A 25,820-nucleotide genomic window follows, 5' to 3' on the forward strand; every position below is an offset into this window, starting at 1 on the left:
GGGAACTTTCGCGTGGCCGAATCAACTCAGCCAGGAGAGCCACCGCGTGACCATCACCAGCTTCCGTAACGTTGCCATCGTCGCACACGTCGACCACGGCAAGACCACTCTCGTCGACGCCATGTTGCGTCAGTCGGGGGCATTCGAGGAGCGCGCCGAACTGGTCGACCGCGTGATGGACTCCGGCGACCTCGAACGCGAGAAGGGCATCACGATCCTCGCGAAGAACACCGCCGTCCACAAGCACCACGGCGACGGCAGTGTCACGGTCATCAACGTCATCGACACCCCCGGTCACGCCGACTTCGGCGGCGAGGTCGAGCGCGGCCTGTCCATGGTCGACGGTGTCGTCCTGCTCGTCGACGCCTCCGAGGGCCCGCTGCCGCAGACCCGCTTCGTGCTGCGCAAGGCGCTCGCCGCGTCGCTGCCCGTCATCCTGGTCGTCAACAAGACCGACCGCCCCGACGCCCGCATCGAAGAGGTCGTCTCCGAAAGCCACGACCTGCTGCTCGACCTGGCCTCCGACCTCGACGACGAGGCCGCCGAAGCCGCCGAGCTCGCCCTCGACCTTCCCGTTCTGTACGCGTCCGGCCGTGAGGGCAAGGCGTCCAAGGTTCAGCCCGAGAACGGCCACGCGCCGGACGCCGAGAACCTCGACGCCCTGTTCGAGGTCCTCCTCAACTACGTGCCCGCACCCAAGGGCAACGTCGACGCGCCGCTGCAGGCTCACGTCACCAACCTCGACGCGTCCGCGTTCCTCGGCCGCCTCGCGCTGGTCCGCATCCACAACGGCGAGCTGACCAAGGGCCAGACCGTCTCCTGGTGCCGCGAGGTCGACGGCGAGCCCGTCGTCACCAAGGCCAAGATCACCGAACTGCTCGCCACCGTCGGCGTCGAGCGTCAGCCCGCCGAGAAGGCCGTCGCCGGTGACATCGTCGCGGTCGCCGGTTTCGCCGACATCATGATCGGCGACACCCTCGCCGACCTGGAGAACCCGGTGCCGCTGCCGCGGATCACCGTCGACCAGCCCGCCATCTCGGTGACCATCGGCACCAACACCTCGCCGCTCGTCGGGCGGGTCAGCGGACACAAGCTGACGGCCCGCATGGTGAAGTCGCGCCTCGACCAGGAACTGGTCGGCAACGTCTCGCTCAAGGTCCTCGACATCGGTCGCCCCGACGCCTGGGAGGTCCAGGGCCGTGGTGAGCTCGCGCTCGCCATCCTCGTCGAGCAGATGCGCCGCGAAGGCTTCGAACTGACCGTCGGCAAGCCGCAGGTGGTCACCCGTCAGGTCGACGGCAAGGTGCACGAGCCCTTCGAGGAGCTCACCATCGACAGCCCCGAGGAATACCTCGGCGCCATCACCCAGCTCCTCGCCAACCGCAAGGGCAAGATGGTGCAGATGGCCAACCACGGCGCAGGCTGGGTCCGGATGGAGTTCATCGTCCCGTCGCGCGGCCTGATCGGGTTCCGCACCGACTTCCTCACCGAGACCCGCGGCACCGGCATCGCGAACGCCGTCTTCCACGGCTACGCACCGTGGGCCGGCGAGATCCGCGCCCGCCACACCGGCTCGCTCGTCTCGGACCGCACCGGTTCGGTCACCCCGTTCGCGATGATCCAGCTCGCCGACCGCGGAACGTTCTTCGTCGAGCCCGGCGCCGACACCTACGAGGGCATGGTCGTGGGCATCAACCCGCGCCAGGAGGACCTCGACATCAACGTAACCCGCGAGAAGAAGCTGACCAACATGCGTCAGTCCTCCGCCGACGTGATGGAGACCCTCGCCAAGCCGATCAAGCTGGAGCTCGAAGGCGCGATGGAGTTCTGCGCCGGCGACGAGTGCGTCGAGGTCACCCCGGAGGTCGTGCGGGTGCGCAAGGTGCACCTGTCGGCTACCGACCGTGCCCGTGAGCGTTCGCGTTCCAAGGCCCGCGACAAGGCGGCCCTGTAGTCGGCACGTCCGACCACGTCAAACACAACCGGGCGAATGTACCTTCGATCGATCGCCGACCGAAGGTACATTCGCTCGTGGGTTTCCGGAGCCTTCCGGTATCTCTGAGGAAAGGCGGCGCGGTGGGTGCTGGGGGTCGACTCGAGAGAGTCCGAGCGGTTCGGGCGGTTCGGGGAGTTCGGGGCCGAAGCCGCGGGAACGGTGTGGCAGTGACCGCACTCCTGCTGGCACTGTCGACGGCGGTACTCACGTCGTGCACCGCCGATCCGCCTCCGCCGGTCGAGAGCACCGACAGCCCCAAGCCGACGGTGTCCCCGACCGAGAAGCAGCCCGTCGTCGTCGCGATCGACGACGTGGGCAGCGGATTCAACCCGCACCTGCTGTCGGACCAGTCGCCGGCGAACTCCGCGGTGAGCGCCCTCGTCCTGCCGAGTCCGTTCCGGCCGGTGCCCGACCCCGCGCACCCGGGCGGCAGCACCTGGATTCCCGACTCCTCCCTCGTCATCTCCGCGGACGTCACGTCGCAGGAACCGTTCACCGTCACGTACCAGCTTCGCAACGAAGCGCAATGGTCCGACGGTGCGCCCATCGCCGCCGAGGACTTCCGCTACCTGTGGCAGCAGATGATCAGCGCCCCCGGGGTGGTCGACCCCGCCGGCTACGACCTGATCCAGGACGTCCGGTCCTCGGGCGGCGGCAAGACGGTCACCGTCGTAATGAAGGCCGCCTACCCGGCGTGGCGTGAACTCTTCACCGACCTGCTGCCGTCACACCTCATCAAGGATTCCCCCGGCGGTTTCGCGACCGGACTGGCCGAGAACATCCCGGTGTCGGGCGGGCACTTCCACATCAAGTCGATCGACCGCGGCCGCGACGAGATCCTGCTCGAACGCAACGACCGGTTCTGGGACAAACCGGCGACCCCCGACCAGATCCTGATGCGCCGCGACGGCACCCCGTCGCAGCTCGCCGACTCGATGCGCAACAACGACACCCAGATCGTCCAGATTCACGGGGGCACAGCGACTTCCGCTCAGCTCGCGGCGATCCCGGCGGTGCGGACCGGTGCGTCGTTCCAGCCCCGCGGACTCGACCTGACGCTGAACGGCCGGGTGCCCGAACTCGCCGACGTCCGGGTGCGGAAGAGTCTGCTGAACCTGCTGGACACGGACCTGCTCGCCGTCGTGGGCGCGGGCAGCGAGGCGTCGGCGGTCCCGGCGCGCTCGCAGGTCTACGCCCCCTCCGATCCCGGTTACAGCGCGACCGCACCCGCGCGGCCGAGCCGCGAACAGGTGCTGGCGCAGCTGGCCGAATACGGCTACGTCGCCGAAACACCCCCGGATACCGTCGTTCCCGCAGGCACGGTGCCGCCCACCCGGCTCGTCCGTGAGGGCGTCCCGCTCACGCTCGTCATCGGGACACCCGAGGGAGACGACACCGCGAGCGCCGTCGCCAACACGGCGGCCGACCAGTTGCGCGGCGCCGGCATCGACGCCACGGTGACGTCGCTGCCCGCCGAGGAGTTGTACGGTGAGTCGCTGAGCAGGGGCGACATCGGAGCGGTCGTCGGCTGGTCGCGCGCCGGGTCCGACCCGGCGACGGCGCTGGCGTCCCGGCACAGCTGTCCGCCCGCAATGGTCGCGACGACTCAGCCGAACACCGAAACCGCCGTCCCCGAACGTGATTCGGTGTCGGAGGCCGAGGCCCCGTCGAACCTGTCGGGAGTCTGCGATCCCACCTTGCAGCCGTCGATCGACGCCGCGCTGTGTGGGGTCGGTGACGTGCCGCAGGCCCTCGCCGACGCCGATCGCAGGCTCTGGGACCTGGCCGCGGTGCTGCCGATCATGCAGGACCGCACGCTGGTCGCGGCCGGGCCCGGTGTCGACGGGGTATCGCTGTCGGGCGCGGTGCCCGTCGGAATATTCAGTGACGCAGCAGACTGGAGCAGGATCAAGGAATGAGTGAGCGGCGACTTCTGCTGGTCCATGCCCATCCCGACGATGAGACCCTCACCACCGGCGGCACCATCGCGCGCTACGCCGCCGACGGTACCGACGTCCACGTCCTGACGTGCACGCTCGGCGAGGAGGGCGAGGTGATCGGTGACGAGTGGGCGCACCTGGTTGCGGACGCCGCCGATCAGCTCGGCGGGTTCCGGATCGGTGAGCTGACGTCCGCGCTGGCGTCGCTCGGTGCGGGGCGGCCACGATTCCTTTTAGGGGCGGGACGCTTCCGCGACTCCGGGATGGCGGGCACGGCGTCGGCGGCGAACCCGCGCGCCTTCGTCAACGCCGACCGCGACTCGGTGACCGCGGCGATCGTGGCGGTCATCCGCGAGGTGCGGCCGCACGTCGTCGTCACGTACGACCCGGACGGCGGATACGGGCACCCCGACCACATCCAGGCGCACGGGATCGTCACGGCGGCCGTCGAGGCGGCGGGAACCGAACAGTTCCCGGACGCGGGCGTCCCGTGGGAGGTCGCGAAGCTGTACTGGACGGTGACCGAGGCGAGTGCGCTCGAGGCAGGTCTCTGCCGGATCGGCGATCTTCCCGACGGCTGGCGGCTGCCGGAGCCCGGCGAATTGCCGAGCGTGCCGGACGCCGACGTGACGACGGTGATCGACGTACGGGGTGTGCTCGATGCGAAGCGGAACGCGCTGTCGGCGCACGCCACGCAGGTGACCGTGGCGCCGAGCGGCACCGAGTACGCGCTCTCCAACGACATCGCGCAGCCGATCCTGGTGGAGGAGCATTTCGTGCTGGTGCGCGGCGCCCTCGGGGATCGGGACGCCGACGGCAGGGAGCGGGACCTCTTCGGTGGCGTGCGTCTCTGACCGCAGGTGTCTGTGACCGCCGTCACGTATTACACTGTGGCGCACGTCACGCAGCGGCCGCGGTCGAGTCCGCGTGGCACCCGTCAGGAGAGGCGATAGATGTACAACTGGGATGTTCAGAACGCCATCGTCGCGTTCGTCGATACGCTTCGGCCCTCGTGGCCGGCCCAGCACGACCTGTACTACAGCGTGCTGTACGGATTCGCCGACATGCAGAGCCATTTGCTGACCCTGCTGGGCTACCCGCCCGTCGCCTGATCCACTATTGACACATGACCGTCGGCACCGCAACGCAACCCGGGCACCTCGACGCTTTGGGGAGGGTCACCCTCGCGTTGCTGGTGTTCGACGGTTTTCTGTGCGCCGTCCTGTCGGTGCTGTTCCTGCCCAGCTATCTCGGTGCCACGCCGTTTCCGATCAGCATCCTCGCCGCCGCGGTCGCCAATCTGGCGCTGGTGATCGCCGCCCGGTCCACGACCGGCCGGGTCAGGTCGGGAGTGCTGCCGCTCGCCGGGTGGGGGGTCGGTTTCCTGCTCTGCATGTTCGGCGGTCCGGGCGGCGACGTGCTCATGCTCGCGTCCGTCTGGACGCTCCTGCTCCTGATCGGCTCGCTGCTTCCCGCAGCGGTCTACCTGTGGAAGGTCAGTGTCAAAGCGGCTTTCGGGGCTGTTTCGCCTCCAGAACGCGAGGGTACGCGGTAACCACCAGCAGTCTGCTGAAGGAGCATCGCGATGACCGATCAGAACTTCACGACCGACGACGCCGGCATCCCGGTCACGAGTGACGAACACTCGCTCACCATCGGGACGGACGGGCCCATCCTCCTCCAGGACCACTACCTGATCGAGAAGATGGCCCAGTTCAACCGCGAACGCGTTGCGGAACGCCAACCGCACGCGAAGGGGGGCGGGGCGTTCGGACGGTTCGAAGTCACCGAGGACGTCTCCGCGTACACGAAAGCCGATCTCTTCCAGCCCGGGAAGAAGACGGATCTGCTGATCCGATTCTCGTCCGTCGCCGGCGAGCGCGGCAGCCCGGACACCTGGCGCGACCCTCGCGGATTCGCCGTGAAGTTCTACACCGAGCAGGGCAACTACGACATGGTCGGAAACAACACGCCCGTCTTCTTCGTCCGCGACCCGATGAAGTTCCAGGACTTCATCCGCTCGCAGAAGCGGCGCGCCGACAACAACCTTCGCGACCACGACATGCAGTGGGACTTCTGGACGCTGTCCCCGGAGTCGGCGCACCAGGTCACCTGGCTGATGGGCGATCGCGGTATCCCGCGCACCTGGCGGCACATGAACGGGTACTCCAGCCACACTTACATGTGGGTGAACGCCGCCGGCGAGAAATTCTGGGTGAAATACCACTTCCACACCGACCAGGGCATCGAGTTCTTCACGCAGCACGAGGGCGACCAGATGGCGGCCGTCGACACCGATTACCACACACGGGACCTGTGGGAGCACATCGACGGCGGTGAGTACCCGAGCTGGACGCTGAAGATGCAGATCATGCCGTTCAAGGATGCGGACGACTACCGGTTCAACCCGTTCGACCTCACCAAGGTGTGGCCGCACGGCGACTACCCGCTGATCCCCGTCGGCAGAATGACACTCGACCGCAACCCCACCGACTACCACTGCGAGATCGAGCAGGCCGCATTCGAACCCAGCAATCTGGTTCCCGGCATCGGCCCGAGCCCCGACAAGATGCTCATCGGCCGGCTGTTCTCCTACCCGGACGCCCACCGCTACCGGATCGGCGCCAACTACAAGGAACTGCCCGTCAACCGGCCGCACGTACCCGTCCATTCGTACTCGAAGGACGGCAACATGCGGCACCACAACCCCGGGGACCCGGTGTACGTGCCGAATTCCAAGGGTGGCCCGCACGCCGATCCGTCGCAGGTCGGGGAGACCGCCACCTGGTACGGCGCCGGCGACATGGTCCGCTCGCCCTACGCACTCCACAAGGAGGACGACGACTGGGGTCAGGCCGGGACGATGGTCCGTGACGTACTCGACGACGCCGCCCGGGACCGCCTGGTGGACAACATCGTCGGGCACCTGCTCAACGGCGTCAGCGAACCGATCCTGGCGAAGGCGTTCGAGTACTGGCGCAACGTCGACAAGACGCTCGGCGACCGGATCGCCGACGGGGTGTCGGAGAAGCAGTCCGAGACGGATCCCAAGGCGGGGGAGCAGGCCAATCCGGCGCGCAGCAGCGCGCAGGCGAAGGCCTAACCCTCGAACGCCACCGGGTGCCGGGGCTCGTACAGCGTCATCTCTCCCGCTCCGGGGATCTTCAGGGAGGTGGTGAGGCCGTACCGGTCGTCCCGGATTCCGCGGGTGAATTCGGCGCCCTTGGCCTCGAGTTCCGCCACGGTCGACTCGATGTCGTCGCACATCAGCGAGATCTCGTGATGCGGCCGGGTCGACCACGGCTCGCCGCCCCGATCGTCCGAGGTGGGATGCACTCCCATCTCCGACGGCCCGGTGCGGAAGATCAGCCAACCGCCGCCGGCGTCGACGTGCGGCCAGCCCAGCACGTCGCGGAAGAAATCGCGGGCGGCCTCGGCGTCGTCGGCGTAGACCAGAGTGTGCACAGCTGTGATCATGTGGGCAGCCTAGTGCGATTCGTCCGTCACACTGAGGGAATGTCGAACGACGAACTGTCCGGTCTCACCATCGCCGTCACCGCCGAACGGCGGGCCGCCGAGTTCATCACGCTGCTCGAACGGCACGGCGCCGCCATCGTCCACACCCCGGCCATCCACGTGCTTCCGCTCGTCGACGACTCCGATCTGCGCGCCCGCACCGCCGAGATCATCGCGTCGCCGCCGGACCTCCTCGTCGTGAGCACCGCGGTCGGATTCCGGGGATGGCTGGACGCGGCACGGGCCTGGAACGAGGAAGACGCACTGCTCACCGCCCTGCAATCGGCGCGGATCATCACCCGCGGCCCCAAGGCGAAGGGCGCCGTCCGCGGCGCAGGCCTGCGCGAGGAGTGGTCGCCCGACACCGAATCGTCCGAGGAAGTGCACGACCACCTCGTGGCCGAGGGGGTGCGCGGACTGCGCGTCGTGGTCCAGTTGCACGGCACCATCACCGAATGGGAACCGATGACCGACCTCAGCGTCTCCCTCGCCGGCGCCGGGGCCGAGACGACGGCCGTGTCGGTGTACCGGTGGATCCGGCCCGAGAACCAGCAGCCACTGCTGACGCTGCTCGACCGGATCGTCCGCGCCGAGGTCGACGCCGTCACCTTCACCAGCGCACCCGCCGTGTCCTCGTTGCTCAGCACCGCGAAGGACACCGACCGGGTCGATGCCCTCCTGCAGGCGTTCCACGGTCCGGTCGCACCCGTCTGCGTCGGTTCCGTCACGGCCTCGCCTCTCACCGTCCTGGGTGTGGAGACCATGCAACCCGCCCGCCCCCGGCTCGGCAGCATGGCCAAATACATCATCGAGGAACTCCCGAAGCGGCGGCATGCGGGGTGAACGGCGCTTTCGGCGCTTCTGACGCGTCGGATGTACCGTTCGCCCGGCGGTCGGGCGCCCGAAATCAGTCGAGCAGCCCGGCCACGCGTGCGGCGTCGGAGAGCACCGACTCGAGCATGGCGGGGGTCAGCCTGCCGGTGAACGTGTTCTGCTGGCTGACGTGGTAGCACCCGAACAGGTGCAGGGGACGTTCGGTGCCGGCCAGTTCGACGTGCGCGCCGTGCCCGAACTTGGGTCGCGGCCGGGGGACGGCCCAGCCGGCGTCGTCGAGGACCGGGAGCAGCGACTGCCAGCCGAACCCGCCGAGCACGATCACCGACCGCAGGCCGGGTTGCAGGATGCGTAGTTCGGCGTCGAGCCAGTGCCGGCAGTTGTCGCGTTCCTGAGGGGTGGGCTTGTTCGCGGGCGGCGCGCAGTGCACCGGGGACGTGATCCGGACGCCGAACAGTTCGAGGCCGTCGCCGATGCGGGTGGCCGTCGGCTGGCTCGCGAGACCCACGGCGTGCAGGGCGGCGTACAGGAAGTCGCCGCTGCGGTCGCCGGTGAACATGCGCCCGGTCCGGTTCCCGCCGTGTGCGGCGGGCGCGAGACCGACGATCAGCAGGGACGCGTCGGCCGGACCGAATCCGGGAACCGGCCGGCCCCAATAGGTTTCGTCGCGAAACGACGCGCGCTTCTCGCGTGCGACGGTCTCCCGCCACTCGACGAGGCGGGGGCACGCCCGGCAGTCGATCAGGTGGGCGTCGAGACCGGCGATGTCGTTCAGCGGCGCGCCCACACGTCACCTCCGCCGGGGGCCACCGACTCGATGAGCGACCACGCCTGATCGGCAGGCAGGTCGATCATCAGGTATTTTCCAGTGCCTGCGGGGGTCGCGGCGATGACGGTCGCCACTCCTGCCCGCCGCTGGAAGAACGTCTGGCGGACGGTCCAGCCGATGATGCCGTCGGCCTCGAGACTGACCCGGGCGCGGTCGAGGGAGCCGCTGCGGGTGATCAACCACCCGGGCACCACGGCGTGACCGAGGCCGCGGTACCGGTCCCACGCCAGCGCCACCCCGCCGACGGCGAGCATCGCGATCCCGGCCCACACCGCCCAGAACACGGGCCGGTCGAGGATCAGGAACACGAGGGCGGCGGCGAGCGCGATCTCCGCGGGGATCAGGGCCCGGGTGTAACGCCGCCGCTGTGCGACCGGCCCGTGCGGGGTGAGCGGGACCGCGGCCTGGCGGTGGTCGCCGATGACGGTGGCCATCACCCGCTCCGCCTCCGCGCGCGGCGCCTGGGGGAGCAGCAGCGAGGACTCGCGCCTCTCGGCGCTGACACCGGTCATCACGGCATCGAGCCGGGCGCCGCCGGCGAGCCGCAGCAGGAGTGGTTCCTCGAGCCGCGTACCGCGGAGCCGGGCGCGATCGAGGGTGGTCTGGCGGGTCTTCAGCAGGCCGTGGCTGACGTGCAGGGTGCGACCGTTGTCCGTCAGCGTCATGTTGCCGTACGTCAGCAGGTACCGGACGCACGCGAGGCCGCTGGCGACGATCAGGAGGACGACGATGCCGACGACGACGGCCACGGCGACCCCGACGCGCTCGGCGGATTCGATCCCCTCGGCCACCGTCGACGAGCGGGCGATCTTCGCCCCGATTCCGTATTGGAACGCGAGTCCGACGATCGCCGCGATGGTCACCACCCCGGTCACCGAGAACGGGGCGTAGCGCACCCACGCGGGAGTCCAGTGGCCGATCTCGTCCACCGCGGGTTCCTGCGTGACCGCGGTGTGCTCGACTTCGGGGGAGGGCTGACGGGCGAGGAGCGCGGCGCGCAGGTCGGGCACCAGCCCGGTGGAGAGGGCGTTGAGTTCGAACTTCGCCGCATCCGGCTTGGCCCCCACCTGCCGGCCGGTGCCGATGCGCACGATCGACAGCCCGAGCAGCCGATGCAGCACCCCCGCCTCCACGTCGACGGAGCGGATCCGGTTGCGCGGTACGGACAGCAGGCGTTTGTTGAACAGGCCCTGCCGCAGTTGCACGTGGACCGGGCCGATGCGGTAACTCGTCGTGAACCAGCGCGAGACGCCGAACACCACGAACACGACGATGGCGACGAGACTCCACACGTGGTTGCCGCTCTGGGTGCCGATCACCAGCGAAATCAGCAGCACCGGCAGGAGTTTGACGATCTCGTTGACGGGGTGGACCAGCAGCATCCGACGGTCCAGGCGCAGCCAGGGCTGCTCCTCCTCCGCCGCGACCGCCGCCTCGCCCTGCGCGATCGGCGGAGCGACGCCCGGTTCCGGTGCCGCACTCATGTGGCGTCACCGACGTTGGTGCCCGCGATCTCGGTGAGCCGCGCGACGGTGCGGTCGGCGGTGCCCTGATCGAGGGCGGCGATCTTGACGGCACCTGCGGACGACGCCGTCGTGACGGTGACGGTAGCCAGCCCCAGCATGCGGTCGATGGGTCCGCGTTCGGTGTCGACGGTCTGGATGCGGGAGATAGGCGCGATGCGCCGTTCCTGGGTGAACCAGCCGCTTCGCGTGTAGACCGCGGTGTCGCTGATCTCCCACCGATGCACCCGGTATCGCCAGAAGGGGACGACGGCGACGTGGACGATCGCGAGCACGACGGTGATCGCGAGGACCGTGAGATGTACCCACACGGGCCACCAGTGGAAGACGAGCGCGACGGCCTGCACGACGAAGACGGGAAACCAGAGGAGGGCAGCGTTGATTGCCCACAGCTGCTTGGCTTTGGGGCTGGGCCGCCACAGCGGCTCCGCCATGGTGACGGTGGTGGGCACACTCATGCCCCTACTTTGGCCGTGCCCCGCCATTCTGTCGAGAACGGACCTATGGTGGGAGGAACCCCGAAGCGAAAGGAGCGCAGACATGACGTCATTCGATGCGGCCGATTCTCCGGAGGTTCCCGAGGCGGACCGGCTCGAGCAGGAGATCGCCGTCGACGACGACAACTCCGACGAGGTCGAAGAAGTGTCGTCGCTGGAGGTGAACGAGGCGGACGCCGCCGAGCAGAGCCGGGCGGTTCCGGTCGACGAGGACTACCCGCGCGGGTAGCGATCCCCGCCGCTCACGGAGTCTGGGTGGCACGGCTCGTCGTCGATGGCGCATGATCGCTGGGTGACCCATTCAGGTGAAGAGTCCGGCCGGCCCACGATGCTTCCCATGCCGGGTGTTCCGGCGGCACCCCCGTCCGGCGTATCGGCGCAGGAAGCGGCCCCGTCCGCGTCCGCGATGCGGCGGGTGCTGCGACGTGCCCGGGACGGCGCCACGCTGAACGTGGACGAGGCGACGGTGTTGTTGCAGGCCCGCGGCGACGATCTGGTGGATCTGTGTTCGTCGGCGGCGAAGGTCCGCGATGCCGGGTTGCTGGCGGCGGGTCGGCCGAAGGCGGTCACGTATTCGCGGAAGGTGTTCATCCCGTTGACCCGGTTGTGCCGGGACAAGTGCCATTACTGCACGTTCGTGACGGTGCCGGGCAAGTTGCGGGCGGAGGGGCGCGGGGCGTATCTGGAACCGGACGAGGTCCTCGAGATCGCCCGTCAGGGCGCCGAATTGGGCTGCAAGGAAGCCCTGTTCACCTTGGGTGACCGTCCGGAGGATCGGTGGCCGGAGGCCAAGCAGTGGCTCGACGAGCGGGGCTACGACTCGACGCTGGACTACCTGCGGGCGATGTCGATCCGGGTGCTCGAGGAGACCGGGTTGCTGCCGCACCTGAACCCGGGTGTGATGAGCTGGGAGGAGATCTCCCGGCTCAAGCCGGTGGCCCCGTCGATGGGGATGATGCTCGAAACCACCTCCACCCGGCTGTTCACCGACAAGGGCGAATGCCATTACGGCAGCCCGGACAAGGATCCGGCGGTGCGGTTGCGCACCCTGACCGACGCCGGCCGGCTCAGTGTGCCGTTCACCACCGGGATTCTGGTGGGCATCGGCGAGACGGTCCGGGAGCGGGCCGAGTCGATCATGGCGATCCGGAAGTCGCACAAGGCGTTCGGGCACGTCCAGGAGGTGATCGTGCAGAACTTTTTGGCCAAGCCGGACACCGCGATGCGCGATACCCCCGACGCCGGTCTCGAGGAGTTCACCGCGACCATCGCGGTGTCCCGGTTGCTGCTGGGCCCGGGGATGCGGATCCAGTCGCCGCCGAATCTGGTCTCGACCACCGAATGCGCCGCGCTGCTGGGGGCCGGCGTCGACGACTGGGGTGGGGTGTCGCCGCTGACCCCGGACCATGTGAACCCGGAGCGGCCGTGGCCGAACCTGGACACCCTGGCCGAGATCACCGCGGCCGCCGGGTTCGAACTCACCGAACGCACCGCGGCGCAGCCGCAGTTCGTCCTCGCCGGGGCGCCGTGGATCGATCCGCGGATCACCGGGCACGTGCACGCCCTCTCCGACCCGCAGACCGGGCTCGCCAAGCCCGACACCACACCGGTCGGGCTGCCGTGGCAGGAGCCGGACGAGTCGTGGGAGTCGGCGGGGCGGGTGGACCTGAACACCGAGATCGACACCGCCGGCCGCAACACCGACACCCGCAGCGATCTGGGCAGCGCGTTCGGGGACTGGGAGACCGTCCGCGAGCAGGTGCTGGAGTTGTCCGGCCCGGTGCGGGTGGACACCGACGTCCTGGCGGCGCTGCGCAGCGCCGAACGCGACCCGGCGGGGCTGTCCGATGACGAGTACCTGGCGTTGGCGACCGCGGACGGGGCGGGACTCGAGGCGGTGGTCGCGTTGGCCGATGCGCTGCGTAAGGATGCGGTCGGGGACGAGGTCACGTATGTGGTGAACCGGAACATCAATTTCACCAACATCTGCTACACCGGGTGCCGGTTCTGTGCGTTCGCGCAGCGCAAGGGGGACGCGGACGCGTTCACCCTGTCCACCGACGAGGTCGCGGACCGGGCGTGGGAGGCGCACGTCGCGGGGGCGACGGAGGTGTGCATGCAGGGCGGTATCGACCCGGAGTTGCCGGTGACCGGGTACGCGGATCTGGTGCGGGCGGTGAAGAAGCGGGTCCCGTCGATGCATGTGCACGCGTTCTCGCCGATGGAGATCGTCAACGGCGCCTCCCGGGGCGGGCAGAGCATCCGGGACTGGTTGACGGAGTTGCGGGAGGCGGGTCTGGACACCATTCCGGGGACGGCGGCGGAGATCCTCGACGACGAGGTGCGGTGGGTGCTGACGAAGGGGAAGTTGCCGACCGCCACCTGGGTGGAGGTGGTGACCACGGCGCACGAGGTGGGGCTGCGGTCGAGTTCGACGATGATGTACGGGCACGTCGACAACCCGAAGCATTGGGTGGGGCATCTGCGGGTGCTGTCCTCTATTCAGGACCGCACCGGTGGGTTCACCGAGTTCGTGCCGTTGCCGTTCGTGCATCAGAGTGCGCCGCTGTATCTGGCGGGGGCGTCGCGGCCGGGTCCGACCAACCGGGACAACCGGGCGGTGCACGCGCTGGCCCGGATCATGCTGCACGGGCGGATCCCGAACATTCAGACCAGCTGGGTCAAGCTCGGGGTGACCGGCACCCAGGTGATGTTGCGGGGCGGGGCGAACGATCTCGGCGGCACGTTGATGGAGGAGACCATCTCCCGGATGGCGGGTTCCGAGCACGGCTCGGAGAAGACCGTCGCCGAGTTGCGGGCCATCGCCGAGGGCATCGGCCGCCCGGCCCGCGAACGCACCACCACACACGCCCGGCGCGAGGGACGGTCGCCGGCCGCATGAGCGAGACACATCGGCTGGGCGACGACACGGTCGTCGGCATCCTGGACCGCGCCGCACGCGGCATCAACCCCGTGCTCGATCTGGCCCTCACGGATCCGTTCGGTATCAAGGGCCGGACGTTCACCCCGGCAGCGGAGGAACGGGGCGCCGCGGAGGCGCTGCTCGACGGCCTCGCGTGGGTGCTCGACACCGTGCGGTTCCCGGGAACGGCGTCGTGGGAGAAGGCGAGCGACGACGAGCGGGCACGGTGGTGGGTGACGCGGATCGGTGCGCTGAACACGATCGCGGTCGCGTCCCCGGGCATGTTCGGTGTTCTCCTCAACCGGCTCCCGATCCAGGACGTGCTCGGATTCGCGAATCAGGCCGTCGTGCTCGTCGCCGTGGCCCGGGAGCACGGCGTCACCGACCGGTCCGAGCAGGTGGACCTGCTGGCGTCCGTGCTCTGCCGCCGTGAGACGGACGCGTCCGCGGTGCTCGCCCGCGCGACCCCGCCATCCGATTCGGCGGACGGTGCCTCGGTGTGGCGCCCGTTCGGGCTGATCGGCGCGCTGTGGCGCACCGCGGGCACGGTGCGGGCGCTCAGTGACGAACTAGACAAACGCCCGCAACCGGGCGGGACCTACGCGCTGCTGGGCAACATCCCGGTGGTCGGTGTGGTGGCCGGGTATCTCGGCGAACGTGGCGCGCTGGTGAGAGCCGTAAAACAAGCCGAGAAACGGATTGCGAACCGGGCGCCGATGCCCGCGACGATCCGCCGGGTCAGGTAACCCTCACCGCAGAGGAGTCCGCCTGGCAGGCGATAATGATTTCTTCCACGAGGTACAAGCGGCCCGTACCTCGTGCTAACTCGTGTCAGAAAGGCAGGGAGAGCGGCAGTGCCCTACACGATTGCTGAACCGTGCGTGGATGTGCTGGACAAGGCGTGTATCGAGGAATGCCCTGTCGACTGCATCTACGAGGGCGGGCGGATGCTCTACATCCATCCGGACGAATGCGTGGACTGCGGCGCCTGTGAACCCGTCTGCCCCGTCGAAGCCATCTTCTACGAAGACGACGTTCCGGACCAGTGGAACGGCTACATCGCCGCGAATGTCGACTTCTTCGACGACCTCGGTTCCCCCGGCGGCGCGGCGAAGCTGGGCAAGGTCGACTACGACCCGCCGTTCGTCAAGGCGCTGCCCCCCATGGGCGAGGACTAGATGCCTCGTATCCCGGTAGCCGCAGCACTTCCCGACTTTCCGTGGGACTCGCTCGAGTCGGCGAAGGCGAAGGCCTTCGCCCACCCGGGTGGCATCGTCAACCTGTCGGTGGGAACCCCCGTCGATCCGGTGGCCCCGATCATCCAGGAGGCGCTGACCGCGGTCGCCGCGGTTCCGGGATATCCGACGACGCACGGCACGGACGAACTCCGCAACGCCGCGGTCGAGGCGCTGCGCCGCCGCTACGGAATCACCGGCATCGATCAGGCGGCGGTGCTGCCCGCGATCGGCACGAAGGAGCTCATCGCCTGGCTGCCACGCCTTCTCGGGCTCGGCGCCGACGACCTCGTGGTCATTCCGGAGCTGGCGTACCCCACCTACGAGGTGGGTGCGCTCCTCGCGGGTGCGCGGGTGATCCGCACCGACGGCCTGAACCGGCTCGGCCCCGAGGGCGCGTCGCTGATCTTCGTGAACTCGCCGTCCAATCCGACCGGCAAGGTGCTCGGCCTCGAGCATCTGCGCAAGGTGGTCGACTGGGCGCGCACCCGGGGCGCCATCGTGGCGTCCGACGAGTGCTACCTGGGGTTGACCTGGGAAGGGGAAGCACTCTCCATCCTCGACGAGCGGGTGAACGACGGCGATCTCACCGGTCTCCTCGCGGTGCATTCGCTGTCGAAGACGTCCAACCTCGCGAGCTACCGCGCGGGCTTCGTCACCGGTGACCCGGCGTTGGTTGCCGAACTTCTCGAGGTCCGCAAGCACGCGGGCATGATGGTGCCGTTGCCGATCCAGTCGGCGATGACCGCCGCGCTCGGCGACGACGACCACGAGAACGAGCAGCGTGAACGGTACCGCCGTCGCCGCGAGATCCTTCTCGCAGCGGTGCGCGGCGCCGGATTCACCGTCGACGATTCCGAGGCCGGGCTGTACCTGTGGGCGACCCGCGGCGAAGCCTGCCGGGACACCGTCGAATGGTTCGCCGAGCGGGGCATTCTCGTGGCGCCGGGGGAGTTCTACGGTCCCGGCGGCGGCACCCACGTCCGGATCGCGCTCACGGCCGACGACGAACGAATCGCGGCCGCAGCGGAACGACTCGCCTGACCCGAGTCGGCCCGGACGGAACGGTCGCGGTGCAAGTATGGTGCCGTGACCCTCGACGACGTCGCCGACGAACTGTACGGCCTCGACCCCGGTGAGTTCGTCGAGGCGCGCACGGCGCAGGTGACGGCGGCGCGGGAGAACAAGGACCGCGCCCTGGCCACCGAGATCGGGAAACTGCGGAAGCCCACAGTCGTCGGCTGGCTCGTCAACCTGCTCGCCCGCGAACTGCCCGACGAGGTGGGTGCGCTCCTCACCCTCGGCGACGCCCTCCGCGATGCGCAGCGGCACCTGTCCGGCCCGGACCTTCGGCGGCTGACGACGCAGCGCCAGCAGGTGGTCCGGGCGTTGGCGCGCAAGGCCGGCGAACTCGCCGCCGACCGGGGCCGGACCGTCGGTGAGGACGCGCTGCGGGATGTCGGTCAGACGCTGCACGCCGCGCTCGCCGACGCCGACACCGCCGAACAGGTGCGGCGCGGCCGGGTAGTGACGGCGGCGAGCTACAGCGGTTTCGGGCCCGCCGGACTCACCGCCGTCCAGGGAAAGTCGGCGAAGAAGCCGTCGAAGTCCGAACCCGAAAAGCCGAAGAAGGCGAAGAAATCGCAGGAGCGTGATCTCGACGCCGAACGCGCTGCGGCCGAGGCGGAACTGGCGGACGCCACGTCCGGGGCCGACGAGATCCGCGGCGCGCTGGACGACGCGAACACCGAACTCGGGCAGGCGCGATCCACGCTGACCGAGATCGACCACCGGATCGAGGAACTGCGCGCCGAACTCGAACACGCCGAGCAGGAGCGGCAGTTCACCCGGAACGCGGAGAGGGCCTCGGCGGAGGCAGTGCACCGGGGAGAACGCGAACTGGAGGTGGCGGAGCGGCGGGTCGAGGCAGCCCGGCGCGCACTCGACGACCTCGGCTGAGGACGAGTGCCGGAAACCTTGACCTCGAGCGCGGTTGAGGTCTTAGCCTGGCCTCATGTCATTCACCGAGCAGGAACTCGATTACCTGGCATCGCAGCGCATCGGCAGGCTCGCCACGGTGCAACCCGGCGGAACCTTGCAGGTCAGTCCCGTCGGCTTCCACTACAACCCCGACACGTCCACGATCGACATCCAGGGCTACAACATGGCGGCGAGCCGTAAGTTCCGCAACGTCGCCGACAACGGGAAGGTGGCGTTCGTCGTGGACGACGTGCCGTCCGTCGACCCGTGGCGGGTCCGCTGCGTCGAAATCCGCGGTCGCGCCGAGGCCCTCGACGCCGACGCAGCCCAGGCGAACGGTCTCGGCGGCCCGACCATCCGCATCCGCTCAGAACGCATCATCAGCTTCGGGCTCGGCGCCACCGACCAGGACGTCCACCAACTCGTCTCGAACGCACGCGACGTGTAGCGGACTACGCGATGTCCGGGGAATAGCCGGCCGCGAGCACGGCGACGGTGGACGGCGGTGTCAGGACGGTGGCGGTGCCGCCCTCCGGCCGGTTCGACGGCGTCCTGTATCCGTCGGCCGACCACGGGACGACGGTGTCGTCGAGCACGACCGCGGGACCGTCGTCGAACAGCACGAAGGCGCCGCGGGGCAGCGACGACCACGCGGCCCGGTGCGTTCGCTGACGGGACCCGTCCAGTCGTTCGCCGTGCAACCGGGCGTCCATCTCGTCGGCGCTCGGCAGGGCGCCCCCGTTCGCGGACCGCCAGGCGGCGCGAAAGTCGTTGTACGGCTCGCGCCTGCAGAGGGCGCACGGCCGGTGCCCGGCGGCCAGCGCCACCGCCTCGTCGTGGAAGAACAGCACCGTGTAGTGGCCCTCGCTCCACTGCGGGACCGTGCGCGCCGGGTAGTCGGTGACGCAGATGATCCACCGTTTGCCGGAATGATTGCGCACCACGGAGTGCCCGCGGTGCAGGCAGCCCCGATTGCCCATGAACCGGCCGCGCAGCGGAATCGCGACGATGCCGGAGCGGGGTGACACGCGGTTCCGTTCGGCCATGCGCCGATGGTAGCCAGCCCGTCGGCGCGTCAAAACCGGATGGCTGCCCCCGTACAGAGCTAACCTGGGCTCGAGGGTTCCGTTCGGACGGGTGTCCCCGTCCGGCCGCGGTTCCCGGTCACAGTTCCTCACACGATCTGAGGGCAGGAGGCAGGCAGCATGGACGCCATCACTCAGGTTCCGGTGCCCACCAACGAGCCGGTCCACACGTACGCGCCGGGCAGTCCCGAACGTTCCCGAGTGCAATCCGCGCTCACCGACATCGCCACCAATCCCGTCGACATCCCGCACGTGATCGGTGGCAAACACCGTCACGGCAACGGCGACCGCGTCGACGTCGTGCAACCCCACCGGCACGCCGCCGTGCTCGGCACGCTGCGCAGCGCCACCCACGACGACGCGTCGGCGGCGGTCGAGGCGGCCACGGCCGCGGCACCGGACTGGCGGGCGCTGTCGTTCGACGACCGGGCCGCCGTGATCCTGCGTGCCGCCGACCTGCTGTCCGGGCCCTGGCGCGAGACACTCGCCGCGGCGACGATGCTCGGGCAGTCGAAGTCGGTCCAGCAGGCGGAGATCGACGCACCGTGCGAGCTGATCGACTTCTGGCGCTTCAACGTTCACTTCGCCCGCCAGATCCTCGCCGACCAGCCGATCTCCTCGCCCGGTGTGTGGAACCGGCTCGAATACCGCCCGCTCGAGGGCTTCGTCTACGCCATCACTCCGTTCAACTTCAGCGCGATCGCCGGCAATCTGCCGACCGCGCCCGCGCTGATGGGCAACACGGTGATCTGGAAGCCGTCGTCGACGCAGACCGTCGCCGCGTACTGGACGATCAAACTGCTCGAAGCGGCGGGCATGCCCCCGGGTGTGATCAATCTGCTCACCGGCAGCGGGCAGGCGGTGTCGGAGGTGCTGCTGAGCGACCCCCGGCTCGCCGGAATCCACTTCACGGGGTCGACCCGCACGTTCCAGCACCTCTGGAGCGAGGTGGGCGCGAACATCGGGAAGTACGCGGGCTACCCCCGGCTGGTGGGGGAGACCGGCGGCAAGGACTTCGTGGTCGCGCACGCCTCGGCCGACGAGGACGTACTCCGGACGGCGCTGGTCCGCGGCGCATTCGAATACCAGGGCCAGAAGTGTTCCGCCGCCTCCCGGGCCTACGTCCCGAAATCGCTGTGGCGGAGGATGCGGGACACGTTCACTGCGGAGGTCGACGCCCTCACCTACGGGGACGTGACAGACCTGGAGAACTTCGGCGGCGCCCTCATCGACCGGCGCGCCTACGACAAGAACGTCGCGGCCATCGAACGCGCCCGCGGCGCGGCAGGCCTCGAGATCGCCGTCGGCGGCAAGTACGACGACAGCGTCGGCTACTTCGTCCGTCCCACCGTGCTCCTCGCGGACGACCCCGCCGACGAGGCGATGACCACCGAGTACTTCGGCCCGATCCTGACGGTGCACGTGTACGACGACTCGGCCCCGAACGCGTTCGCCGACGTGCTCGCCACGGTCGACTCGGCGGCCCCGTACGCACTGACCGGTGCGGTGATCGCCGACGACCGGCAGGCCGTCGAGCAGGCCACGTCGGCCCTGCGGTACACCGCCGGAAACTTCTACGTCAACGACAAGCCGACCGGTGCCGTCGTCGGGCAGCAACCGTTCGGCGGGGCCCGCGCGTCCGGCACCAACGACAAGGCCGGGTCCAAACTCAACCTGCTGCGCTGGGTGTCGGCCCGCACCATCAAGGAGACGTTCGTCCCCGCCACCGATTACCGATATCCGCACATGGGGTCGGAATGAAAGCGCCGACGGTTCTAGCGAATCCGCTGCGCCCGGCGATCCTGGCAGCGGCCAGGTCGTCGCGCGTCAAACGCGCCGTCACCGGCGCCCCGGTCACCCGGAAACTGGTCGACCGCTTCGTGGCGGGCGAGAGCCGGGAGTCGGCGCTGGCGTCCGTTCGGGAGATCCTCGATTCGGGCCGGTCGGTGTCGATCGACTTCCTCGGTGAGGACACCCATGACGCGGCGGGCGCGCAGGCGACGGTCGACGAGTACCTGGCGCTCGTCGCCGATCTCGGTGCCCTGCCGGAAGCAGCGGACACGACGTCGGGGGTCCGCCGGCTCGAGGTGTCGATGAAGTTGTCGGCGCTCGGTCAGGCGCTCGCCGGCGACGGCACGCGGATCGCCACCGGCAACGCCCGCACGATCTGCGCCGCAGCCGAGGCGGCCGGGGTGTGGGTGACCGTGGACGCCGAGGACCACACCACCACCGATTCGACGCTCGCGATCGTCCGCGAACTCCGCACCGACTTCCCATGGCTCGGTGCGGTGCTGCAGTCGTATCTGCGCCGCACCGAGGACGACTGCCGTGCCCTCGCGGGCCCCGGCTCGCGGGTCCGGCTCTGCAAGGGGGCGTACCGGGAACCCGAGTCCGTGGCATTCAAGGACCGCGCCGCCGTGGACGCCTCGTATCTGCGTTGCCTGACGATCCTCATGGAAGGCGAGGGGTACCCGATGGTGGCCTCGCACGACCCGGCCGTCATCGACGCGGTCGCACCGATGGTCGGGCGCACCGGCCGCGCCGCGGACGCCTACGAGCACCAGATGCTGTTCGGGATCCGGGACGTCGAGCAACTGCGGCTCGCGAACCAGGACAAGCAGGTTCGGGTGTACGTGCCGTACGGAAGTCAGTGGTACGCGTACTTCATGCGGCGACTGGCCGAGCGTCCCTCGAACCTGCGGTTCTTCCTGCGCTCGGTGGTCACCCGGGACTGACCGGCGCGGGCCGCTGACCGGATCCGGTGCGGGCGCGTCGTTGTAGAGTTTCGCGGTGACAACTTCTGGCGCGGGATGGATCAGCGCGGTCCTCTTCGCCGTCGTTCTCGTCCTCGCCTCACTGATCGGATCGGTGTGTATCGGTGAGGGGCGCATCGGCGCGGTGGGGTTCACCCGTCCGCCGCGCACCGCGGTGGTGCTGTGGTTGCTGATCGCCGTGCCGTCACTGCTGCAGATCGTCGTTCCCGCCGTCCTCGACGCCCTCGAGCGTGACCCCGACCAGATCCGGGACCACCAGTGGTGGCGGATCTTCACGTCGGTCGCGGTGCAGGACGGGGGAGTGGCCGGAACCGTGGTGAACCTGCTCGTCCTCGCCTGGGTGGCGCCGCTCGCGGTCCGGGTGTGGGGTGGAGTCCGGGCCGTACTGCTGTTCGTGGCGAGCCAGATCATCTTCGGCCTGTTCACCGCGTTCCTGTTCCCGTCGCCCGGCGCGGGCAATTCGGGTGCCACGCTCGCGCTGGCCGCGTCGTTCGCGGGGCTGGTGGTCATGCAGTCCAAGGACAGGCGGGTCCTCGCCGCGAGTGGTGGCATCGTGCTCGCCGGCGTCCTGCTGGTGGTAGTCGACGACGCCCACGGACTGGCAGTCCTGACCGGGGCCCTGCTCGGCGCGGCACTCGCCACGGTCAGTCCGCCGCCGGGAGACCCGCCCGACCGCGTCCGGGCGCTGTGAGAGGCTGTCGATGTGCTGCTGCGATCTCTGAATCCTCTGGCCGTCGCCCAGGGCGACGACATTCCCGACGCCATCCGGATCGGCGACGCCACCCTGTCGCGCGGCGACGTGCTCGGTGCGGCGACGTCCGTGGCCGAACGGGTGCACGCGCGGATCGGGTCGCGATTCTCGCCACCCCCACCGCGACCACCGTCCTCGCCGTCGTGGGCTGCCTCATCGCCGGTGTGACCGCGGTGCCGGTGCCGCCCGATTCCGGCCCCGCCGAACTCGAGCACATCCTGCGCGATTCCGGTGCGCAGGCGTGGCTCGGTGAGGCGCCTGCGGACGCGGCGGGCCTGCCCGTCGTTCCGGTGCGCCTCCACGCCCGGTCGTGGCACAGCTACCCCGAACCGCCCGAGTCGAGCATCGCGTTCGTGCTCTACACGTCCGGCACGACGGGACCGCCCAAGGGGGTCCTGATCAGCAGGAAGGCCATCGCCGCCGGCCTCGACGCCGTCGCGGACGCCTGGCAGTGGACCCGCAACGACACTCTGGTGCAAGGACTTCCGCTGTTCCACATCCACGGACTGATCCTCGGTGTGCTGGGACCGTTGCGGATCGGCAGCAGGCTCGTCCACACGGTCAAACCCACCCCGGCGGCCTACGCCGCGGCGCGGGGAACGATGTACTTCGGAGTCCCCACGGTGTGGAGTCGCATCGCAGGCGACCCCGAATCGGCGCGGGCGCTGTCGGGGGCGCGACTACTGGTGTCGGGGAGCGCCCCGCTGCCCGTCCCGGTGTTCGAGAAGGTGCAGGAGCTGACCGGGCTCGCACTCGTCGAGCGGTACGGAATGAGCGAGACGATGCTCACGCTCAGCACCCGGGCCGACGGCGAACGACGCCCGGGGTGGGTCGGTGTGCCGGTCCGTGGTGTCGAGACCCGGCTCCGCGACGAGCGCGGCGGCGACGTCCCCCACGACGGCGAATCCATCGGCGGTCTGCAGGTGCGGGGGCCGATGCTGTTCGACGGCTACCTCGGCCGGCCCGACGCGACCGCCGAATCGTTCACGGACGACGGCTTCTTCAAGACCGGCGACGTCGCCGTCATCGACCCGGGCGGGTTCCACCGCATCGTCGGCCGCGAATCCACGGACCTCATCAAATCGGGTGGATTCCGCGTCGGGGCGGGCGAGGTGGAGACATCGCTCCTGGGTCACCCGAGCGTGCGGGAGGCGGCGGTCGTCGGCCTCCCCGACCCGGACCTCGGTCAGCGACTCGTGGCGTTCGTGGTGGGCGACGACGTGTCGGAGGCCGCGCTGATCGAGCACGTGGCCACCGAACTGTCGGTGCACAAGCGGCCCCGCGAGATTCGCGTCGTCGAGTCGCTTCCGCGCAACGCGATGGGCAAGGTGCAGAAGAAGCAGCTGTCCTGAAATCGGTAAGGTGGCGGGCGATACCGGCCCAACACGGATTGGCAGGCGCACAGTGAGTGTCGAGAGCATCGTCCAGAGCACCCGGATCGTCCTCGCCTCCCGGCCGGACGGCGCGCCCACCGCCGACAACTTCCGGCTCGAGGCGGTGAATCTCCCCGACCCCGCGGACGGCCAGGTGCTGATCCGCGTCATCTACCTGTCGCTCGACCCGTATATGCGCGGCCGGATGAGTGCCGCCGAGTCGTACGCCGACCCGGTCGAGATCGACGAGGTCATGGTCGGTGGCACCGTCGGGCAGGTTGTCGATTCCCGGCACCCGGATTTCGCGACGGGTGACTACGTTCTCGGGTACGCGGGCTGGCAGTCGCACGCCGTGGTCGACGGCAAGCACCTCCGCGCACTCGACCGCGACGCCGCGCCGTTGTCGACGGCGGTCGGAGTGCTCGGCATGCCCGGCTTCACCGCCTACTCCGGCCTGCTGAAGATCGGGCAACCGAAGGCGGGCGAGACGGTGGTCGTCGCGGCGGCCAGCGGTCCGGTCGGCTCCGCCGTGGGGCAGATCGCGAAACGGAAGGGCGCCCGGGCCGTCGGGATCGCCGGCGGACCGGAGAAGTGTGCCTACCTGCTGGACGAACTCGGATTCGACGCCGCCGTCGACCACCGGTCCCCGAACTTCGCCGAGGAACTGCGCGCCGCATGCCCGGACGGCATCGACGTCTACTTCGAGAACGTCGGCGGTCCGGTGGCCACGGCGGTGCTGCCGCTGCTCAACCTGTACGCGCGCGTTCCCGTGTGCGGCCTGATCGCGCAGTACAACGACACCGAGACCCCCGAGGGGCCGGATCGGCTGCCCGGGTTCTTCAGCCGGGTGCTCGTCAAGAGCCTCACGATCCGTGGGTTCATCCAGAGCGAGTTCGTCTCCGAGATGTATGCGGACTTCCAGCGCGACGTGTCCGGGTGGATCCGGGAGGGCCGATTCGCCTACCGCGAGGACGTCGTCGACGGGCTCGAGAACGCGCCCGCGGCGTTCATCGGGCTGCTCCGGGGCAGCAACTTCGGAAAGCTGGTGGTCCGGGTCGCCGAGGAGAATTGACCGACCACCCTACTGCGATCTCTGTATTCGCCCTGGACAGGGCGCTGTCGTGATACAACTGTGACAGAAGCGGACCCTCGTTATGTTTGCGTGATGTCGATGATGCGGGAGTTCGGTGTCATCCACCTACGGGAGCGATCAGAGCTATGACGAATCACAGTCCTGAGGCGGGTTCGCAGATCCTCGTCGACGGCAGGCCCGCGTCCGCCCCGCTGCGCGACACGCTGACCGTCGCGCAGAACCTGGTCCGGCATTTCGCCGACAACGTCACCCCGTGCGGTTCGCTGCCCGGCGAACAACTGCAGAGCGACGTCATGGATTTCACGATCGTCTGCCTCGGTCTCGGCATCCAGATGCTCGACGAGGGCATCGACCCGACGGACGAGGACCTCGCGGCGGTGCGCAACAGTTCCGCGCGCTGGGCCCGCGAGGGCTTCCCGCTGAAACTCGTGCTCCGCATCCTCCACGAAGGTATCCGGGAGGCAGGCGACCTCGTCGCCTCGAACGCCCGCGAGGAAGACCTGCCCGAACTCCTGGCCATCCAGAAGGTGATGTTCACCCTCCTCGAATGCGTGACGGTCGCCGCCACGACCAGCTACGTGGAGGAACTGGAAGCGGTCAACACCGAACGCGACGGCGCCGCAGTCAATCTCGTCACGGCGCTGCTCAGCGGCCGAAACGCGGCGGCCGCGGCCCGGCACGCGGGTGTGGAGCCGGCCGACGAATACGTAGTGCTGGGGCTGTCGATTCCGTCGCATCCCACCGAGGCCGTGACCCACCGGCGCAAGGCCGTCGTCGCCCGGCAGAAGCTGCGCCGGTTGCAGATCGAGCTGGCGGACGCCGCGGGTGGGGCGGCCCTCTGTTCGCTGAGCCCCGACGGCGGAACGCTGTTGCTACCGGGGTCGCCGGAGCGGGCGTGGATGGTCTCCCTGCTCGACCGCATCGGAGCGGCCGCCGGGGTTCCCCTCACCGCGACGGCGACCCGGGTCCGGACCGCCGGTATCCCTGCGGCGGCGGACGAGGTTCACGAACTCCTGGGTCTCGTCCATCAGCTGGCCCTGGAGCCTGGCCTCTACGAGATGGACGATCTGGCGCTCGAATACCAGCTCACCCGGCCCGGGCCGGGCCGGACCCACCTGGCCCGGCTCCTCGAACCGCTGCAGGGCTCGCCAGAACTGATCGAGACGCTCGAGGTGCACATCGGCCACGATCTGAATCGGCAGCGGACCGCGAAGCAGATGCACCTGCACACCAACACGGTGGACTACCGGCTCAAACGGGTGGCGCAGCTGACGGGCTGCGATCCGACCCGTCCCTCCGGGCTCCGGCGGATCCAGGCCGCGCTCGTGGCACGCCGACTCGAGGTCGAGCAACCCGACCGCTGATCGGACCGCTCTCGTCGCTGGACGGACACTCCTGTCATCAGCGCAAAGTCGTACAACGCACCGTTCGCTACGATGTGGGCCGGATCATATTCGGTCCGGTGGGTCGG

At 69.3% G+C, this 25,820-nt stretch carries 24 protein-coding genes and 1 pseudogene; 20 read left to right on the forward strand and 5 right to left on the reverse strand.

What is annotated here, in order from left to right; genetic code table 11:
- The first annotated feature begins 46 nt into the window (after positions 1–46).
- The 6 genes from typA to MLGJGCBP_RS41265 all read left to right on the forward strand — a co-directional run bounded on the left by typA (position 47) and on the right by MLGJGCBP_RS41265 (position 7,039).
- Positions 47–1,954, forward strand: coding sequence for a translational GTPase TypA (gene typA, locus MLGJGCBP_RS41245; protein WP_072940524.1), 1,908 nt, complete (start codon positions 47–49; stop codon positions 1,952–1,954).
- Positions 1,955–2,076: 122 nt separating this feature from the next.
- Positions 2,077–3,915: an ABC transporter family substrate-binding protein gene (locus tag MLGJGCBP_RS41250; RefSeq protein WP_442972151.1), complete on the forward strand. Its 1,839-nt coding sequence runs from the start codon at positions 2,077–2,079 to the stop codon at positions 3,913–3,915.
- Positions 3,912–4,790, forward strand: a complete 879-nt coding sequence (gene mshB / locus MLGJGCBP_RS41255) for an N-acetyl-1-D-myo-inositol-2-amino-2-deoxy-alpha-D-glucopyranoside deacetylase (protein ID WP_087556451.1) — start codon at positions 3,912–3,914, stop codon at positions 4,788–4,790. The genes MLGJGCBP_RS41250 and mshB overlap by 4 nt, the downstream gene beginning before the upstream one ends.
- Positions 4,791–4,889: 99 nt before the next feature.
- Complete coding sequence (locus MLGJGCBP_RS50895) at positions 4,890–5,048, forward strand: hypothetical protein (RefSeq protein WP_005239161.1); 159 nt, start codon at positions 4,890–4,892, stop codon at positions 5,046–5,048.
- A gap of 14 nt (positions 5,049–5,062) precedes the next feature.
- Positions 5,063–5,491 (forward strand): hypothetical protein, encoded by a 429-nt coding sequence (locus MLGJGCBP_RS41260; RefSeq protein ID WP_160103238.1) that lies wholly within the window; start codon positions 5,063–5,065, stop codon positions 5,489–5,491.
- Between the two features lie 30 nt (positions 5,492–5,521).
- On the forward strand, positions 5,522–7,039 hold the full coding sequence (locus MLGJGCBP_RS41265) for a catalase (RefSeq protein ID WP_160103240.1): 1,518 nt from the start codon (positions 5,522–5,524) through the stop codon (positions 7,037–7,039).
- Here MLGJGCBP_RS41265 and MLGJGCBP_RS41270 read toward each other — a convergent pair.
- Complete coding sequence (locus MLGJGCBP_RS41270) at positions 7,036–7,413, reverse strand: VOC family protein (RefSeq protein WP_087556448.1); 378 nt, start codon at positions 7,411–7,413, stop codon at positions 7,036–7,038. The genes MLGJGCBP_RS41265 and MLGJGCBP_RS41270 overlap by 4 nt on opposite strands.
- A 39-nt stretch (positions 7,414–7,452) precedes the next feature.
- Here MLGJGCBP_RS41270 and MLGJGCBP_RS41275 point away from each other — a divergent pair, with 39 nt between their 5' ends.
- Positions 7,453–8,295: a uroporphyrinogen-III synthase gene (locus MLGJGCBP_RS41275; RefSeq protein ID WP_160103242.1), complete on the forward strand. Its 843-nt coding sequence runs from the start codon at positions 7,453–7,455 to the stop codon at positions 8,293–8,295.
- 64 nt (positions 8,296–8,359) lie between these two features.
- Here MLGJGCBP_RS41275 and MLGJGCBP_RS41280 read toward each other — a convergent pair whose 3' ends face one another.
- Genes MLGJGCBP_RS41280 through MLGJGCBP_RS41290 form a run of 3 tightly spaced genes read right to left on the reverse strand, consistent with a single transcriptional unit; the run spans position 8,360 to position 11,096 of the window.
- Positions 8,360–9,073: a uracil-DNA glycosylase gene (locus MLGJGCBP_RS41280; RefSeq protein ID WP_087556446.1), complete on the reverse strand. Its 714-nt coding sequence runs from the start codon at positions 9,071–9,073 to the stop codon at positions 8,360–8,362.
- Complete coding sequence (locus tag MLGJGCBP_RS41285) at positions 9,058–10,599, reverse strand: PH domain-containing protein (protein WP_160103244.1); 1,542 nt, start codon at positions 10,597–10,599, stop codon at positions 9,058–9,060. The genes MLGJGCBP_RS41280 and MLGJGCBP_RS41285 overlap by 16 nt, the downstream gene beginning before the upstream one ends.
- The gene (locus tag MLGJGCBP_RS41290; RefSeq protein ID WP_087556444.1) at positions 10,596–11,096 is read right to left on the reverse strand and encodes a PH domain-containing protein; all 501 of its coding nucleotides are present in this window, start codon (positions 11,094–11,096) and stop codon (positions 10,596–10,598) included. The genes MLGJGCBP_RS41285 and MLGJGCBP_RS41290 overlap by 4 nt, the downstream gene beginning before the upstream one ends.
- A gap of 82 nt (positions 11,097–11,178) precedes the next feature.
- Between MLGJGCBP_RS41290 and MLGJGCBP_RS41295 the strand changes: the two genes are divergently transcribed.
- From MLGJGCBP_RS41295 to MLGJGCBP_RS41325, 7 genes are all read left to right on the forward strand, one after another.
- A complete protein-coding gene (locus MLGJGCBP_RS41295; protein WP_015889740.1) occupies positions 11,179–11,364 on the forward strand; it encodes a hypothetical protein in 186 nt (61 codons plus the stop codon).
- 45 nt (positions 11,365–11,409) lie between these two features.
- Positions 11,410–14,037 carry a bifunctional FO biosynthesis protein CofGH gene (locus tag MLGJGCBP_RS41300; protein ID WP_160103246.1) on the forward strand — a complete coding sequence of 876 codons (2,628 nt, stop codon included), beginning with the start codon at positions 11,410–11,412 and terminating at the stop codon, positions 14,035–14,037.
- Complete coding sequence (locus tag MLGJGCBP_RS41305; protein ID WP_087556442.1) at positions 14,034–14,804, forward strand: hypothetical protein; 771 nt, start codon at positions 14,034–14,036, stop codon at positions 14,802–14,804. Before MLGJGCBP_RS41300 ends, MLGJGCBP_RS41305 begins: the two co-directional genes overlap by 4 nt.
- 108 nt (positions 14,805–14,912) lie before the next feature.
- A complete protein-coding gene (gene fdxA / locus MLGJGCBP_RS41310; RefSeq protein WP_005263360.1) occupies positions 14,913–15,236 on the forward strand; it encodes a ferredoxin in 324 nt (107 codons plus the stop codon).
- Positions 15,237–16,337, forward strand: a complete 1,101-nt coding sequence (gene dapC / locus MLGJGCBP_RS41315; RefSeq protein ID WP_160103248.1) for a succinyldiaminopimelate transaminase — start codon at positions 15,237–15,239, stop codon at positions 16,335–16,337.
- Between the two features lie 45 nt (positions 16,338–16,382).
- Complete coding sequence (locus tag MLGJGCBP_RS41320; RefSeq protein ID WP_160103250.1) at positions 16,383–17,252, forward strand: hypothetical protein; 870 nt, start codon at positions 16,383–16,385, stop codon at positions 17,250–17,252.
- A 55-nt stretch (positions 17,253–17,307) separates the two neighbouring features.
- On the forward strand, positions 17,308–17,721 hold the full coding sequence (locus tag MLGJGCBP_RS41325) for a PPOX class F420-dependent oxidoreductase (RefSeq protein ID WP_160103252.1): 414 nt from the start codon (positions 17,308–17,310) through the stop codon (positions 17,719–17,721).
- A gap of 4 nt (positions 17,722–17,725) precedes the next feature.
- On the opposite strand, the gene MLGJGCBP_RS41330 is transcribed toward MLGJGCBP_RS41325, so the two are convergent.
- Positions 17,726–18,301 (reverse strand): hypothetical protein, encoded by a 576-nt coding sequence (locus MLGJGCBP_RS41330; protein WP_236581673.1) that lies wholly within the window; start codon positions 18,299–18,301, stop codon positions 17,726–17,728.
- Between the two features lie 177 nt (positions 18,302–18,478).
- Here MLGJGCBP_RS41330 and pruA point away from each other — a divergent pair, with 177 nt between their 5' ends.
- The 6 genes and pseudogenes from pruA (at position 18,479) to MLGJGCBP_RS41360 (ending at position 25,713) form a co-directional block, all read left to right on the forward strand.
- Entirely contained in the window at positions 18,479–20,119 is a 1,641-nt protein-coding gene (gene pruA, locus MLGJGCBP_RS41335; RefSeq protein ID WP_160103256.1) for an L-glutamate gamma-semialdehyde dehydrogenase, read from the forward strand.
- Complete coding sequence (locus MLGJGCBP_RS41340; protein ID WP_087556435.1) at positions 20,116–21,093, forward strand: proline dehydrogenase family protein; 978 nt, start codon at positions 20,116–20,118, stop codon at positions 21,091–21,093. Before pruA ends, MLGJGCBP_RS41340 begins: the two co-directional genes overlap by 4 nt.
- 55 nt (positions 21,094–21,148) lie before the next feature.
- Positions 21,149–21,823: a rhomboid family intramembrane serine protease gene (locus MLGJGCBP_RS41345; RefSeq protein ID WP_160103258.1), complete on the forward strand. Its 675-nt coding sequence runs from the start codon at positions 21,149–21,151 to the stop codon at positions 21,821–21,823.
- Between the two features lie 12 nt (positions 21,824–21,835).
- Positions 21,836–23,235 (forward strand): annotated as a pseudogene (locus MLGJGCBP_RS41350) (acyl-CoA synthetase).
- A gap of 52 nt (positions 23,236–23,287) precedes the next feature.
- Positions 23,288–24,328 carry an NADP-dependent oxidoreductase gene (locus MLGJGCBP_RS41355; protein ID WP_087556432.1) on the forward strand — a complete coding sequence of 347 codons (1,041 nt, stop codon included), beginning with the start codon at positions 23,288–23,290 and terminating at the stop codon, positions 24,326–24,328.
- A gap of 146 nt (positions 24,329–24,474) precedes the next feature.
- Entirely contained in the window at positions 24,475–25,713 is a 1,239-nt protein-coding gene (locus MLGJGCBP_RS41360) for a PucR family transcriptional regulator (protein ID WP_160103260.1), read from the forward strand.
- The last annotated feature ends 107 nt before the right edge of the window (positions 25,714–25,820 follow it).

This window comes from Rhodococcus sp. T7, from assembly GCF_009872365.1.
GTDB lineage: Bacteria > Actinomycetota > Actinomycetes > Mycobacteriales > Mycobacteriaceae > Rhodococcus_F.